General features: G+C 42.3%; 12 protein-coding genes. 3 read left to right on the top strand and 9 right to left on the bottom strand.

The genetic code is table 11. From position 1 onward, the window contains the following. Nucleotides 1–27: 27 nt before the first annotated feature. The 5 genes from nqrE to JMX97_RS08395 are packed head-to-tail and all read right to left on the bottom strand — an operon-like array spanning nucleotide 28 to nucleotide 4,836. Nucleotides 28–636: an NADH:ubiquinone reductase (Na(+)-transporting) subunit E gene (gene nqrE / locus JMX97_RS08415; protein WP_201556850.1), complete on the bottom strand. Its 609-nt coding sequence runs from the start codon at nucleotides 634–636 to the stop codon at nucleotides 28–30. After that, the gene (locus tag JMX97_RS08410) at nucleotides 636–1,307 is read right to left on the bottom strand and encodes an NADH:ubiquinone reductase (Na(+)-transporting) subunit D (protein WP_201556848.1); all 672 of its coding nucleotides are present in this window, start codon (nucleotides 1,305–1,307) and stop codon (nucleotides 636–638) included. The genes nqrE and JMX97_RS08410 overlap by 1 nt, the downstream gene beginning before the upstream one ends. A 1-nt stretch (nucleotide 1,308) precedes the next feature. Then, a complete protein-coding gene (locus JMX97_RS08405; RefSeq protein ID WP_201556846.1) occupies nucleotides 1,309–2,262 on the bottom strand; it encodes a Na(+)-translocating NADH-quinone reductase subunit C in 954 nt (317 codons plus the stop codon). Beyond that, nucleotides 2,243–3,478 (bottom strand): NADH:ubiquinone reductase (Na(+)-transporting) subunit B, encoded by a 1,236-nt coding sequence (locus JMX97_RS08400; RefSeq protein WP_201556844.1) that lies wholly within the window; start codon nucleotides 3,476–3,478, stop codon nucleotides 2,243–2,245. Before JMX97_RS08400 ends, JMX97_RS08405 begins: the two co-directional genes overlap by 20 nt. A gap of 5 nt (nucleotides 3,479–3,483) precedes the next feature. Beyond that, nucleotides 3,484–4,836, bottom strand: a complete 1,353-nt coding sequence (locus JMX97_RS08395) for a Na(+)-translocating NADH-quinone reductase subunit A (RefSeq protein ID WP_201556842.1) — start codon at nucleotides 4,834–4,836, stop codon at nucleotides 3,484–3,486. Between the two features lie 987 nt (nucleotides 4,837–5,823). On the opposite strand from JMX97_RS08395, the gene hisA reads away from it, so the two are divergent. The 3 genes from hisA (at nucleotide 5,824) to JMX97_RS08380 (ending at nucleotide 8,696) form a co-directional block, all read left to right on the top strand. Continuing rightward, complete coding sequence (hisA, locus tag JMX97_RS08390; protein WP_201556840.1) at nucleotides 5,824–6,567, top strand: 1-(5-phosphoribosyl)-5-[(5-phosphoribosylamino)methylideneamino]imidazole-4-carboxamide isomerase; 744 nt, start codon at nucleotides 5,824–5,826, stop codon at nucleotides 6,565–6,567. A gap of 52 nt (nucleotides 6,568–6,619) precedes the next feature. Then, entirely contained in the window at nucleotides 6,620–8,305 is a 1,686-nt protein-coding gene (locus JMX97_RS08385; protein ID WP_201556832.1) for a mechanosensitive ion channel family protein, read from the top strand. Nucleotides 8,306–8,393: 88 nt separating this feature from the next. Then, a complete protein-coding gene (locus JMX97_RS08380; RefSeq protein WP_201556823.1) occupies nucleotides 8,394–8,696 on the top strand; it encodes a hypothetical protein in 303 nt (100 codons plus the stop codon). A gap of 116 nt (nucleotides 8,697–8,812) precedes the next feature. Here the strand turns inward: JMX97_RS08380 and rnr are convergent, their stop codons facing one another. The 4 genes from rnr to thrS all read right to left on the bottom strand — a co-directional run bounded on the left by rnr (nucleotide 8,813) and on the right by thrS (nucleotide 15,368). Continuing rightward, nucleotides 8,813–11,068 carry a ribonuclease R gene (gene rnr, locus JMX97_RS08375; RefSeq protein ID WP_201556821.1) on the bottom strand — a complete coding sequence of 752 codons (2,256 nt, stop codon included), beginning with the start codon at nucleotides 11,066–11,068 and terminating at the stop codon, nucleotides 8,813–8,815. A 160-nt stretch (nucleotides 11,069–11,228) separates the two neighbouring features. Beyond that, nucleotides 11,229–12,473, bottom strand: coding sequence for a toxic anion resistance protein (locus JMX97_RS08370; protein WP_201556811.1), 1,245 nt, complete (start codon nucleotides 12,471–12,473; stop codon nucleotides 11,229–11,231). Nucleotides 12,474–12,906: 433 nt separating this feature from the next. Next, entirely contained in the window at nucleotides 12,907–13,410 is a 504-nt protein-coding gene (infC, locus tag JMX97_RS08365; protein WP_201556809.1) for a translation initiation factor IF-3, read from the bottom strand. A gap of 23 nt (nucleotides 13,411–13,433) precedes the next feature. Then, the gene (thrS, locus tag JMX97_RS08360; RefSeq protein ID WP_201556807.1) at nucleotides 13,434–15,368 is read right to left on the bottom strand and encodes a threonine--tRNA ligase; all 1,935 of its coding nucleotides are present in this window, start codon (nucleotides 15,366–15,368) and stop codon (nucleotides 13,434–13,436) included. Between the last annotated feature and the right edge of the window lie 931 nt (nucleotides 15,369–16,299).

The following is a 16,299-nucleotide window of genomic DNA, read 5'->3' as shown; positions in this document are numbered from 1 at the left end:
ACTGAGTATGGTTTTGAGCAAAGCGGCCTAAATTGACATACCACCGAACGACATAAAGCCCAGTGACATGAGGCCAACCGTAATAAAGGTAATACCCAGACCACGCAGCGGGGCTGGAATGTCTGAGTATTTAAGTTTTTCACGGATACCAGCCAATACGGTGATGGCAAGCGCCCAACCAAAACCAGCACCTACGCCATATACCATAGACTCACTAAAGTTATAGTCACGCTCAACCATAAATAGCACACCACCTAAAATGGCACAGTTAACGGTAATCAGCGGCAAGAACACCCCAAGGGCGTTGTAAAGACTCGGGACGAACTTATCTAAGAACATCTCTAAAATCTGGACAACGGCAGCAATGAGACCGATGTAACTGAGCAAGCCTAAAAAGCTTAAATCGATATCAGGAAAACCGGCCCACGCCAGCGCGCCATCTTTGAGGATGAACTGGAACAATAGATTGTTCAGCGGTACGGTGATACCCAGAACAAAGATCACTGCGACCCCAAGGCCAATAGCTGTGGAAACTTTTTTCGATACCGCTAAAAAGGTACACATGCCTAAGAAGTAGGCCAGCGCCATATTTTCGATAAAGACTGAGGTTATAAATAAACTAACATAATGTCCCATTAGTGTCCGCCTCCATGTGCCATGCCTTTAGATTGTGGCTTCATTACGAACTCAGCATCTTCAACCTGTTCAGGTTTCCAAATACGCACAACGACGATAAACAACGCAATAATAAAGAATGCTGAAGGTGGCAATAATAATAAGCCATTGGGTACATACCAACCGCCATCAGTAGCCGGCTGTAATAACGTCATACCAAACCAGCTGCCTGAGCCTAAGATTTCACGGATAGTAGCAACGAATAATAGTACTGCAGAGTAGCCAAGGCCGTTACCAATACCATCCAAAAAGCTGGGTACTGGTGGATTGCTCATAGCAAAAGCTTCTGCACGGCCCATCACGATACAGTTAGTGATGATCAAACCTACGAATACCGACAATCCTTTACTCACATCATAAGCGACCGCTTTTAATACCTGATCGACCAAAATAACCAAGGAGGCAATAATAGTCATCTGCACAATAATACGGATGCTTGATGGAATTTGTTTACGGATAATCGAGATAAAGAAGCTCGAAAATGCAGTTACTAAGGTCAACGCCACACTCATGACCAACGCGTTAGATACAGTAGTAGTAACGGCTAAAGCCGAACAAATACCTAGTATTTGCAAGCCAATAGGGTTGTTGTCAAAAATGGGTGAAACTAAAATACTTTTTGTATCAGCCACGTTAAGCCTCCTTGCCGTTTGCTGCTGGTGCTATAGATGCCAGCTCGGTTACGGGATGCGCCTGTTGTTGAGCAGAATTTTGAGCGAGGTTTTGATGTGAGCTTTGACCTAGCTTTTTATATGAGACTTGCTTTGCTTGTACGTCACTATTATCAATCGTCCGACCGCTTTCTTCACGCACATGATCTAAATAAGGCTTGTAACCTTGCTCACCCAACCAAAACTGAATCATGTTACTGACGCCGCGGCTGGTCAAAGTGGCACCACTGATACCATCAACCCAATTTTCTTTTGAACCTGAAGTAGACACACCGGTGGCAACATCGCCGCTCTCATCATAAGAGTGGATACCCGTCCACATTGCACGCCATTTTGGCTCTTCAATACGAGCCCCTAAGCCTGGGGTTTCTTTATGCTCATAAAAGCTAATACCTTTAATAGTATTCATATCGCCTTCAAGTGTCAAGAAACCATAGATAGTACCCCATAGGCCGTAGCCTTGAATCGGAAGCACCACCATTTCAGGTTTACCAGCATCGTCATTTTTTACGTAAACTTTAGCGTATTTAGGTTTACGACCGATACTAGCAGGGTCGTTATCCCCTAAATCTTCACTTAGCGCCTGATTTTTAGTCGCCTGACTGGCATCATAAGTATTACGATCGGCAATACCAACGGCGCTTAGGGCGTCATCATCTAAATAGTTACCAGCGTTTAAGTCAACAATTTCTACATCGAAATCTTTAAAACGCTCAGCCACATCTTCATTGGTATCAGAAGCAGGATCAAACATGCCAGCGGCGACTAAGATATTCTTGTTACGATCCAATCGAGCATTCTCGACTTGCGCCGGCTTGAGACCGACGGCTGCTGCTGAAACCAATACGGAACACACCAAGCATAGCGTCAACGCCACGCTGATGGTTTTCGTATTATTACTTTTGGGCTTGGACATAGCGAACCCTCCGTGCAGTTTGGCGTTTGATATTTGCTTGGGTGACAAAATAGTCAAACAAGGGGGCAAATAAGTTGGCAAAAAGAATAGCGAGCATGATGCCTTCTGGGAATGCTGGGTTGACTACTCGAATTAATACGGTCATAAAGCCGATCAAAATACCATAAGCCCAGCGGCCTTTATTGGTATGAGCAGCTGATACAGGGTCGGTTGCCATAAACACCGCACCAAACGCAAAACCACCAATGACCAAGTGCCAATAGAACGGCAGATTCATCATAAGGTTGTCTTCAGAACCAATCATATTAAAGATAAGTGAAGTAGCAATCAGACCAATAACACAACCTGACATGATGCGCCAAGAGGCAATACGCGTCCACAGTAGAACAGCGGCACCAAATAAAATAGCAAAAGTCGATACTTCACCAATACTCCCTTGGATATTGCCAAAAAAGGCATCGCTCCAAGTAATGGCTTGACCATAGATATTAGTAAAATTCTCTGGTGTCACCCCAAGAGCAGCTAAGCCAAGTGGCGTGGCTCCTGAGAAGCCATCAACGGCGGTCCATACTGAGTCACCTGAGATATAGGCAGGATAGGCAAAATATAGGAACGCACGACCCGATAGGGCAGGATTCAGGAAGTTTTTACCGGTACCGCCAAAGACTTCTTTGGCCACAACTACCCCGAAGATAATACCCAAGGCGACTTGCCATAATGGAATATCTGGCGGCATAATCAACGCATACAGTACCGAGGTTACAAAGAAACCTTCGTTCACTTCATGACCGCGAACCACGGCAAAGATAATTTCACATGTAATACCTACTGCAAAAGTGACGATATAAATCGGTAAAAATTGCATGGCCCCATAGACAAAGCAAGCCCAAATGCTATCTGGATTATAGCCTGCCATACCGGTGACGATAGTACGCCAGCCATCAGCTTGTAGACCTAGCTCTGCTATGGCAGTCAATGCTTGATGACCGACGTTGTACATACCCCAAAACATGGCTGGGAAGGTACACATCCATACGGTGATCATAATACGCTTAAGGTCGATACCATCACGTACGTGTGATGAAGTAAAAGTCGTTGAGCTTGGTTGACGTAAAAAAGTATCAAACATCTCAAAGAGAGCATAATATTTTTCGTGCTTGCCACCCTTAGTAAAGGACGGCTCCATACGATCGAACATGTTATGTAAAAATTTCATCGTGGTTAGCCCTCCAGTTCGATACGCGTTAAGTTATCACGCAAAATATCACTGTATTCATATTTGCCAGGAGAAACGAAGGTACACAAGGCTAAATCTTCTTCGTCCAGTTCAAGGACACCTAAGTCAACCGCGGTGATAATGTCTTCGATAATTAGTGCACGCAAAAGCTGCGTTGGTAGATAATCTTGCGGCATAATCTTTTCATAAACCCCAATCGGTACCATAGCGCGCGGTGAGCCATTAGTAGTCGTAGTAAAGTCATACTTTTTACTACTAAAGAAATGGGAGATATAAATAGGCAGTTTAGAGAAACGGTTTTTACCGGCTCTTAAGAAATGAAATGCGGGACGCTCATGTCCTTCAGATAACACACTGATTTGATCATGAAAACGGCCAAGATAGGAGATGTTGTCAAATACTTTACGGCCCGATAGTACCGAACCTGAAATGATACGGTTCTCGCCTTCGAGCAACTGACCTTTGGTCAAAGCTGTAATATCAGCACCGCGTTCGGTGGCAATCAGATGTGGGTTCTTGACAGCAGGGCCTGCCAAACTTAGTAGGCGGCGCGTATATAAATGACCCGTGGTAAACAATTTACCAATAGCAATTACATCCTGATAGCCGATCGTCCAGACGCTTACACCACGAGCAATAGGATGCAAAAAGTGAATATGCGTGCCCGCTAGACCTGCTGGATGCTTACCAGTAAAGCTATGATACTCAGTGACATTATTAGTAGCTGTCTTCGGTACTGGCGTCAGCTGAGCATCACCATGATGGCAAACAAAGGTCTTTGGACTTAAGGTTGATAGTACGGCTAAGCCGTCATTGAACGCTTCTATCTGCTCATTAATTAGCAGCATAGGATCGAACGCTAATGGATTGGTATCCATAGCGGTGACAAAGATAGCGTGTGGACGGGCACCGATATCAGGGGAGCGGCTAAAGGGACGCGTGCGAAATGCGGTCCACTCACCAGAGGCAAGCAGTTGGGTTTCAACGATTTCAGAGTCTAAGTCAGCAAGTTGCTGGGAGTCATAGCGTTGAAAATCTATTTCTTCACCGTTTGGGTCAACCTGAATCACCAGACTTTCGAACACACGACGTTCGCCGCGTTTGAGCGCGACGATTTTGCCAGCAGCAGGAGCAGTATAGATAACGCCCACTCGTTTTTTATCTTCAAAAACGGGCTGACCTTTGGCTACGATGTCACCTTCTTTGATGTTCATCGTGGGTTTCATTCCCACATAATCGTAGCCAATAAGTGCCACATGTGCGGGTCTGTGCTCAGTTATCTCGCGGGAGGGCTCGCCAGCGATGGGCAAATCCAAACCTTTTTTGATGGTAATCATAAGCGAAAACTTAGTCCATAGTCTAAAACGATACCAGACGTCCTGTTTGGTATATCGGCAGCATGGATATCAGCATTAGTAAAAGTACTTAACCCTCTATTGCCCATAGAAGGGCAAGAGTAACGACTTTTAAACACAATGCTTGATCATGACTGCAAGTAAGAGTATTAACGCTGACCTTAGACTCCTTAACAACACGTTAATGTCTTATTCGAATTACCAAAGTGGCGACTGGCTACCAGGATGCATGATAAAACTCTCTAATTATAGTCAAAATTAAAAGCTATTAACTATAGTAGAAGTTAGTCCCATCATACCTTCTATAACAAATACAAGAATTGTAATACCAGTGTGATTTAATTAGAGCTATTCAGTAAAATTGATATGGGGTTAAATGTTAGTAGAACCAAGTAGTTACCCGTCTAAATAGGTAATAAATTGGTAAAACGACAAATTAATTAAGTGAGTGGTGGATGGCTTGTTGATGCCTTATGAAAAGGTATCTAAGCGCAATTTAGTGACCTATGATAGCATCTATAAATACCTCACATGTGAGCACTTGAGGTCATCCATTTGTCAAAAAAATAAGTAACATGACGACCAATACAGCCCTGTTATTTACCATATTCTAACTACAAAACATCGTTAAACCATCTGTAGATACAGAACGGTCGAGTGTTATCACATAGAAACAAATACAAATTTACCTAGGATTATACGCTAAATTAACCTAAAATTGCCAGTCAGTAAGTGAATTTACCTAATATTAGTGGTGATCTTAGATGTTAAAACTTATAGTTATGAGTGTCTGGTTTTAAGACTATTAGCGCTAAGTATCGATCAAATGTACTAGCCAAAGCTTCTCTCTAATTTTTGACCGCTTTTATAGGTTAAACCACTTTTCGAGTGGTATTTTTCAATCATTGTTTTATTGTCAAACTTATTGTTACAACTGTTTCTAATGTTTCGTTTTATAAGGAGTGCTATATGTGTGCTGTGCCTGTCATTATTCCGGCTATTGATCTAAAAGATGGTAAGTGTGTGAGATTAAAACAAGGCCGTATGGAAGATGATACGGTTTTTTCTGATGACCCAGTAGCTATAGCAGCGCGTTGGGTAAAAGAAGGCGCACGGCGGCTACATTTGGTTGATTTAAATGGTGCATTTGATGGTGTACCGGTTCATAAAAATGTGGTTCATGATATTGCCAAAGCTTTTCCTAAGCTGCCTATCCAGCTTGGTGGTGGTGTCCGTAATATGCATACCATTGAGCAGTATATTACCGCTGGTTTGACCTATATTATTATCGGTACTAAGGCGGTCGAAGATCCTGCGTTCGTTGCTGAGGCTTGCCGGGAATTTGCCGGGCATATCATCGTTGGTATCGATGCCAAAGACGGCATGGTGGCCACTCATGGTTGGGCAAATGTCACCGATACTAAGGCAACAGAGCTTGCCAAGCGCTTTGCTGATGTTGGCGTGTCTTCAATCGTCTATACTGATATTGCTCGTGATGGCATGATGCAAGGCGTCAATGTTGAGCAAACAGTTACTCTAGCGCGTGAAGGTGGTCTACCCGTCATTGCCTCAGGTGGCGTCACTGATATGCAAGATATCAAATTACTTAAGCCTTATGGCGACTGCATCGAAGGTATTATCACTGGTCGTGCCATTTATGAGGGCACGTTAGATCTCGGTGAGGCACAAAGCTATTTGGACAGTCACAAATAGATAGGTAAGTTGACCCAGCTTATCATTCAATAGCGCTTAATAAAGGATGCTTATGACCGCTTATTTTGACCACCACTCTATACGCAGGCAGATGCTCGCGTGCGGTCAATGTTTGTTGCTTATAAGCTTCTTTTATGGACTGCCAGTTCACGCAGCGGGTGAGGAGCTGGCAGGCGTAGCAAACGTATTGGAGATAGAAAGTACCCAATTAACTGCTGAGCCAACCACCTCACCTAGTGTTTCTAACGATTCGGCTAATAGCTCTTCTAGTGGAGACCCTACTACTAATAATGTTTCAGATAGCAGCGCATTACCCACATCTCCTGCGCCAACTACGCCGCCGCCCAGCATAAGTGGTGAGAGCACCAATAACGCCCAAATTGAGACCACACCCACGCTGCAAAAAGACGATGACATTCGTCAACGTATCAGTGGTATTTTTTCTGAAATTGAAGGTTTAAAAACTGTTAATGTCAGCGTCACTCAAGGCGTGGTGACTTTGACTGGCGAGACACCAAACGAGAAAAAAGCTCAACAGGCTATTAATCTTACGAATCGTTTGACTGACGTCGTTACTGTAGATGACAAAATCGATCGTACTCTAGATGTACAAGACAATGTTACCACTGTATATCAAGGTCTAAAAAATCAGGGTAAAACGCTAATCAAAGCCTTGCCATTGCTTTTTGTCGGCATCATCATTTTCGGTATGGTTACCTGGTTCGGCAGTTGGTTGTCCAATCGAAAAAAAATGTGGCAGCACCTGACACCCAATCCATTCGTCGCTGAACTATTGTCACAAACGGTTAAAGTAATATTTATTATTTTCGGTTTAATCTTAGCTTTAAGTCTGATTGGCGCAGAAACCATTTTGGGAACACTACTTGGCGGTGCTGGCGTCATTGGTATCGCCGTCGGTTTTGCGGTAAAAGATACTATTGAAAACTACATTGCCTCCTTGATGCTCAGTATCCGTCAGCCGTTCCGCGCGCGTGATCAAATCGTGATTAATGGGCAAGAAGGTATTGTTGTACGCTTGACTTCAAGGGCAACGATTTTAATGACCTTAGATGGTAACCAGCTACGTATACCTAACGCTGAAGTTTTTAAAGGTACGATATTAAATTATACCAAAAACCCTGAACGCCGCTTTACTTTTGAGTTGGGCGTGGATGCTAATGATGATCCACTTGCAGCTATCAAAGTTGGCCTTGATGCAATAGGTACGTTAGATTTTGTCTTAGCGAAGCCCAAGGCTATTGCGATCATTACTGAGGTTGGCGACTCCAACATTGTTCTTGAATTTCAAGTGTGGGTCGACCAATCAGAGACCGATTTTTTGAAAGCCCGCAGTATTGCCATTCGTGAAACTAAGCACGCTTTAGAGAATGAAGGCTTTAGCTTACCTGAACCTATTTACCGACTACGCTTTAATCATAAGTTAGAAAAAGCCTTTGAGCATATGCAAAATAGTAATAGTACGGGTAAGGCCAGTTCTGAAATCACTGTTACATCGGCTACACCTGAACAGGTGGATGAGGCACATAATGAGAACACAGTGGATGATAACGATAAAAAGCAGGCCAAAGCGCGCGCGAAACATATCTTACAAGGGCGTGATGCCGATGACGTACTTGATGCGCGTCCCGATGAAAAGCTGATGGAGAAAGTTGAACAAGAGATTGCTGAAAATTCTGATGAGACTGATTTATTGGATAAAAACAGTCCGCAAGAGTAGGCATGAAAAATGCAGCGAACTTAGCATAGCACTCAATATTCAAGAATAATCTTGGAAATAATAGTCTCAAACATTAGAGAGAGTCACTATGCAAGTAAAACATCTGATTGTCTTCGCATTAGCGGGCATAGTCTTGTTATTGGGTTTTAATATGATTAATGGCAGTCGTCATGAGCAAAATATAGCGGTTGCGGTTAATAATGACCTGCCAGAACAGTCTACCGACGCTGCTGTAAATGAGCCTGATATCAGTTCAAATCAGTCGGTAGATGTAGCCAGCAAGCCTTTGGGTGAGCAACCTAAAGCCATAATCGACAATGTAACTACCCAGATAGATCGAGCCCAGCAAGTTGATAAAGAACGTCTTGAGCAAATGGACAGCGCGCAATAGTGAGTTCAGTTTATACAAAGTTAGAAGCACAATACCAAACACATATAATCAGGCGCACAAAAAAAGGCTAACGATAACGTCAGCCTTTTTTATTACATTCTAGTACTCAAATTGCGTTAGTCTTTTTTGCTATTACCGTTGCTGTTACTGCGGCGACGTTTTTTCTTAGCTGGGCTAGCTTCGGTTTGGTTCATCTCACTAGATTGCAGCTTAGCTTTCAGATCAAAGTCAATCTGTAGCAAGTCCATATTAACACCAGCGACTTTAACTCGTACAGAGTCACCAAGCCCAAATAGTGTACCTTTATCTTTACCGACTAGCTGTTGTTGTCTTTCGTCATAGACAAAGAAGTCATCACCAACATTAGATATGTGAACTAAACCATCAATATAGAGGTCTTTTAAAGTCACAAATAGGCCAAAGTTAGTCACAGTTGTGACCACACCCTCGAACTCTTCGCCAACATGGTCTTTCATGTAATGAGATTTGAGCCATGATTCTACATAGCGTGAAGCTTTTTCAGCGCGTCGCTCGGTATCTGACGTTTGCGTGCCAGCACCTTCAAGAGAGAACTCCATTTCCGGCTGCTTACTATTAGTCACTTTGGCTTTAAGAGCACGGTGTAACATTAAGTCAGGATAGCGGCGAATCGGTGAGGTAAAGTGACTGTACTCATCATATGCCAAACCAAAGTGACCGATATTATCTGGTGCATATTTGGCCTGCATCATAGAACGCAGCAGCATACTATGAACACTGATGGCATCAGGACGGTCTTTAGTGGCTTCAATAATGCGCTGATAGTCTGCTTGGGTTGGATTTTCTTCTGGAAAGCTTAGGCCAAAGTTCTTCGCGAATTCATGAATACGCATTGACTTTTCGCCGTCAGGTTTATCATGGTTACGATATAGGACGGGTAGCTCATGTTTGAGCGCAAAGTTTGCCGCACAAGTATTAGCAAGCAGCATGCACTCTTCAATAAGCTTATGTGCATCACCACGAGTACGCGGCAGGATCGCTGCGATACCGCCTTTTTCGTTGAACTCGATATAAGTTTCAACGGTCTCAAATTCCATCGCATGACGTTCTTCGCGTTTTTTGAGGAGAAGATCATATAGTTGATGCAAAGTATCGACAGATTTCTTGACCGCTTTATTATCAGTCAACGACTTAGGAATGCTGTCATCTTTTGGATTGGTAAAATAATCATTCACTTGGTCATAAGTTAGACGCGCTTGTGAATTCATAACCGCTGGATAGAACTCATAACCAGTGACTTTACCAGCGCGTGATACTTTAATATCCGCAACCATACACAAACGATCAACGTCAGGGTTCAATGAACACAGACCATTTGACAATACTTCAGGTAGCATCGGGATTACGCGATGCGGGAAGTATACTGATGTACCACGCTCATAAGCTTCTTGATCGAGCGCAGAGTTTGGCGTCACATAATAGCTAACATCAGCAATAGCGACTAATACGCGATAGTTACCACCACTGCGTTTTTCAGCGAATACCGCATCATCAAAGTCACGTGCATCTGCACCATCAATAGTAACTAGCGGCAATTCACGTAAATCAGTACGACCTTTTAAGTCTTTTTCGGTTGGCTCTTTATAGTCATTGGCTTGCTTGAGTACCGCTTCGCTAAACTCAGAAGGAATATCGTAGTTGAGTAGAGTAGTCTCAATAATTAATTCACGGTCATTGTCATCATTGAGCAATTCAGTGATTTTGCCGGTGGCAAACTCATGCTGATTGGGCCAATCGATCACATCGACTTTAACTGGATCACCAAGCTTAGCTCCCAATGCTTGTACACTGTCATCAGTAACCGTAATCGGCTGATGATTGTTAGGGCTACCCAGCTCGACGCAATAACCATCTTCGTCTTGAGCAAGCGTACCAATAAACTGGTTTTGGTGACGCTCAGTAACCTCAACGATACGCCCTTCGGTACGTCCGCGATTGTCAGTCGACGTGCCAATAGCATTGACCTTATCACCATTAAATACCCAGCGCATTTGCTTTTCATGCAAGAATAAGTCAGGCATATCACTTAACAGTACAAAGCCAAAGCCTTTAGCATGGGCGGACACTGTGCCGCTGACAACATCCTGTTGCGTCACTGTGCGATAGCGATAAGGACGACCGTCGCGATTAACTTGGCCATCACGAGCCATAGCTTTTAGACGATTGCCTAAAGCATCGAACTGATCAGGATCATCGATGTTAAAAGCTTTTGCCAGCTGTTGATGTGTGAGTTCACCCTGTTCGTTAATCGTGCTTAATATCAGCTCGCGACTGGGGACAGGGTTGTCATATTTTTGTGCTTCAGCCGAGGCGTTTGGATCATTCCAACTCATAAAATACCGTATCTGTTTTTTAAAATTATTAATAGGGACTATCTTAACACGAACAACGTAATTTGACACGAATGCCGCAGCAATATCTTGCGTCAAAGGACTTATAGGCATCCGTTGACATATACTATATTGTTCGTTCAACAACTACTATAAAAGCACTTTAAATATCAATATTACCAGAACTGGACTTATCAGTTACCTTTTTACTGTCCAATTCTTTCGAGACTTCAAGCACCGTAGTCTGGTTCGATTTATCTAAATATTTTTGCGCTTTATCCACTTCTGTGGTCAAAGTATTGACGGTTTGCTTCATATTTTCTAGCGCTTCAATCTTATAGTTACTAATCATATCCATAGTGTCATAGACGTTATTGAAGGCATTTTGTAATTTATCAAGCTCAATCGTACTGCTAGTTGCTTGCTCATGAATCTCACCCGACTGACGCTTGAGCATCGCAGAAGTAGACTCAATCAAGCTGCTGGTGGTTTTATTCAACGCTGTAATTTGATCAAGCACCAGCTTTTGATTGGTCATTGCTTGAGCCACGATGACCGCTGTACGTAAAGCTGAGACAGTGGTAGTGGTGGCTCGATCCACCCCTTTAATCAACTCTAAGTTATTTCTGCGAATCGTATCAAGGGCTAGATAGCCCTGCACATTGACTGCTAATTGGGTCAAAAAGTCTGTGTTTTTTTGGCGTACATAAAACAGCATTTCTTCTTTAATGATACGCGCTTTTTCAGGATCAGTGTCTTCAATCGCATAAATTTTTTGTTCAAGCTGCTCATCAATTTTTTTGCCAACGTAGATATATTGACGAATAGACTGCATCAAATCCCACATATTGACTTTTTCTTGCTCAATCATCGCATTGTCTTTGAGTAGCTCATCTTTACCGTTATATAAACTGGTCACTACCGCATTGATGTGTGATTGTGCTGATTCATATTGGCGAAAGTAATCCTGTACTTTATTGCCATAAGGAATCAAACCAAACAATTTGCGTGAGCTGGTCAATTCTTTTTTACTAGGGTCTAAGTCATCGACGATACCACGCAGTTCAGTCAGCGACTTTGCAATTGGCGAGTTATCAAACAAGCTATCATTAAGGCTTTTAGCCGGTAGCTCTAACATCCGATTGGAGATTTGCGCGGATTCACGTATTTCTTTATTACCTAAATTATGGATAGACTGCACGTTTTCTTTAAATTCAGGACTGTGAACAGAGCTGGTAAGGACATGATCTACAAAAGCATCAACTTTAGCATCGAGCTCTGGAATTTGGCTTTTATCTAACGTGACCATCTGGTCCGCCTCACTTTTTTGTACTTCTTTTACTGCAGCTGGAGGTGTTAATGAAATGCTTGGGACACTGGCGTTTTCTGGTGGGGTCAGCTCTTGCATAAACTTTCCTATAGTTATTGAAATTTTGGCTGTTTTTTTTGATTTTACGAATGCTTATTGTGTTTGTTTTTATTGAAGGTACTTTTATACTGAGAGCAAAATACTGAGAGCAAAGGATTATCGATTTAATATATGGTATTAATCTAAGCAAACAATTGATTTAAACTGAACGACTCAAACGGAATACGGTGACCGTCAGTTTAATAGTAGTAGATGAATACTAAGCAATGATTAAGATTATCGTGTTCTTAGATGCTAATGAAGGTTGGTTTTGTAAAGCAATGCTGGATAAAAGTAATGCTAGATAAAGGTTGTACAAGAATTAAAAACGCTTAGTACAAGCCAGATGGCAAAAAACCATCAATATCCCGCAGCATATTGATGGTCAAAAAATACAAATACGTTGTTGTTGCGGCTGAAATTTACCGTCTGCCTATTTTTTCTTCGTAGGTCCTAGTAGCATACCCATTTGTCGACCTTCCATTTTTGGGTATTGTTCGACGTTTGAGATATCAGCGGTGTCTTCAATGATGCGATCGAGCTGCTTACGACCGATATCTTGATGTGCCATCTCACGACCACGGAAGCGGATGCTAATTTTAACTTTGTCTTGGTCTACTAAGAAACTGACGATTTTTTTCAGTTTGACCTGATAATCGGCTTCTTCAGTACTAGGACGCAGTTTCATCTCTTTGAGCTGAGTTTGCTTTTGGTTCTTCTTAGCTTCTTTAGCCTTTTGCTTTTGATCATAGAGGAAATGTTTATAATCCATGATTTTGCATACTGGTGGCTTGGCATCAGGGACTAACTCGACCAAATCTAGATTGTCTTCACGGGCCGCTTTCATCGCGGTATCGATATCGACCACGCCCATTTGTTCGCCATCTTCTTTAACCAGACGGACTTCTTTGACGCTAATATCTTCGTTGATGTTCAAACGGTTTGACTGTTTAATAGGTATTACTCCTGAGCTGTTTTTTGATTGTGTCGGCCTTTTTCGGCGACGGCTGTCTCTACTAATGTAATAAACTCAGCAACGCTCATAACGCCTAGGTTTTCACCTTCGCGGGTTCGGACGTTAACGCTGCCTGATTCGACTTCTTTATCCCCTAATACTAGCATATAGGGAATACGTTCTAATGTTTTCTCTCGTATCTTAAATCCAATCTTTTCGTTACGCAAGTCGCTAATGGCCCGTAAACCTGCTTTTTTTAACTCATTAACAACATTTTCACAGCTTTCGGCTTGTTTATCAGTGATATTCATTACCACCACTTGCTGCGGCGCAAGCCATACAGGCATCCAGCCGGCATAGTGTTCGATGAGCATACCAATGAAACGCTCGAACGATCCTAAAATAGCACGGTGCAACATAATAGGTACTTCACGCTCGCCATGCTCATTAACGAACTCGGCATCAAGGCGCTCAGGCATATTAGGATCGACCTGAATCGTACCGCACTGCCATACTCGACCTAAGCAATCTTTAAGACTAAATTCAATCTTAGGACCATAAAAGGCGCCTTCACCGGGCAGATATTCCCAATCTAGTCCTGAATTGTCTAAAGCATCAGCAAGGGCTTTTTCAGCAAAGTCCCAAGCTTCTTCGCTACCCACACGTTTTTCAGGGCGGGTAGACAGCTTCATAATAATGTCTTTAAAACCAAAATCATCATAAACATCAAGAGTCAGCTTAATAAAGTCAGCCACTTCTTGTTGAATTTGCGCTTGAGTACAAAAAATATGCGCATCATCTTGAGTAAAACCACGTACCCGCATCAAACCATGTAACGAGCCTGACGGTTCATTACGGTGACAGGAACCAAATTCGGCCATCCGTAGTGGTAGATCACGATAAGATTTTAAACCTTGATTAAATACTTGCACGTGACAAGGGCAGTTCATTGGCTTCACCGCATAATCACGGCTCTCACTAGAAGTGGTAAACATATTGGTCGCATAGTTGCCCCAATGACCAGAACGCTCCCACAAGCTACGATCCACGATTTGTGGCGTTTTAATTTCTTCATAGCCGTTATCATTTTGTACTTTGCGCATATATTGCTCAAGTACTTGATAAATTGTCCAACCATTCGGATGCCAAAACACCATACCTGGCGCTTGTTCTTGCATATGGAATAGGTTTAACGCTTTACCAATTTTACGGTGATCGCGTTTCTCTGCTTCTTCGATACGCTGGATATAAGCTTTTAATTGTTTTTTATCTGCCCAAGCTGTGCCATAAATACGCTGTAATTGCTCGTTTTTGGCATCACCGCGCCAATAGGCACCTGACATTTTGGTCAGTTTAAAGACTTTCAAAAACCGAGTATTCGGTACGTGGGGGCCACGGCACATATCGACATATTCTTGATGATAATATAACCCAAAGGCATCTTCGCCAGGCATGTCATTAATCAGCTTGAGCTTATAGTCTTCGCCGCGTGCTTTGAATATCTCAATAACCTCATCACGTGGGGTTATTTTCTTAATAACATCATAGTCTTGTTTGATCAGCGCCATCATACGCTTCTCGATAGCTTCCATGTGTTCAGGGGTAAATGGGGTTTCACTATAAATGTCATAGTAAAAACCATCATCAATTACCGGACCGATAACCATTTTTACCTCAGGATACAGCTGTTTGACAGCATGACCCAGTAGGTGCGCACAGGAGTGACGAATAATATCAACACCATCATCGTCTTTTGCAGTAACGATTTCAACCTTGGCATCAGCAATAATAGGATCAGATGCATCCACTAAATGCCCATCTACGCGACCAGCGACTGTTGCTTTAGCAAGTCCTGCTCCAATACTTTGCGCCACTTCCATGACCGTAGTGTTGCCTTCGAATTCTTTTACGCTACCATCGGGTAAAGTAATCGCTACCATAATCTATACACCTATTTTGAGTCTGTTGGCAGTGATGATTGCAACCATCAATCATATGACCGTAAGACCGCATCAATTATAACCACTCATCGCGGTATGTTGTGAGCCAATAGCATGACTTAAATGTGTTTAATGGATACTATAGATAGTTACTCGTCTTAATTATAAACAACTACCAAAGTATCAAACACAGCGACCCACCCTTTAAATACAGTTAACTGGCAGTGCCATTGAGTCATGCTATAAAAGCGGCTATTATAGCAAAAACTGTCTATAAACACTAGACAGTAAGGGATAAGCATCCCCCAAACTGTAGAATCTAAGTAGTAAAAGTCAAAACGCGCTATTAGTAAGGTAATAATCATATGATAGGTGAGTTAACCGTACCATGATATAAGTCACATATAAGAAGGTCTGTAATGGACACCGACTATAGCCGATAAGGTAATGCACATTATATTAATGTCATGTACACTAGATAACTATAGAAAAAGCTAAATTATTAAATGAAGTAGGGTATATAAGATAAACAGCAAATTAGTTGAAGCTGACAAACAGGCTTTGATGGCTATCTTTATAATAAAGGGATAATAAAGGCGTCTAAGTTACCTTATATAAGGTCATTAGCAACTAAATGCAAATATCTTAAAAAAGACCCTTGACACCAGCAACAGATTCTATATAATACGCCCCTCAGCAAGGGAAGCCAGCGACATAAGTAAATTACTTATACTCTGACAAACTTACTGAAACGAAATAGAACAAAGGGTTGACAGGGTATCAAACGATGCTATACTAGTCAGCTCGCTAAACGAGACAAGCAAATCGCTTTAATCGAATAGCAGAAACATTATTTACTGGACGACAGTGAATAACACTATTTAAAAGCATAACTAAAGAACAACTTGTGTGGATTTTTGCTGATTCAGAA

Source organism: Psychrobacter sp. 72-O-c, assembly GCF_904846605.1.
In the GTDB taxonomy this organism is placed as follows: Bacteria; Pseudomonadota; Gammaproteobacteria; order Pseudomonadales; family Moraxellaceae; genus Psychrobacter.
Note: the sequence above shows the minus strand (reverse complement) of the source record. Positions and strands in the feature narration are given on the sequence as shown.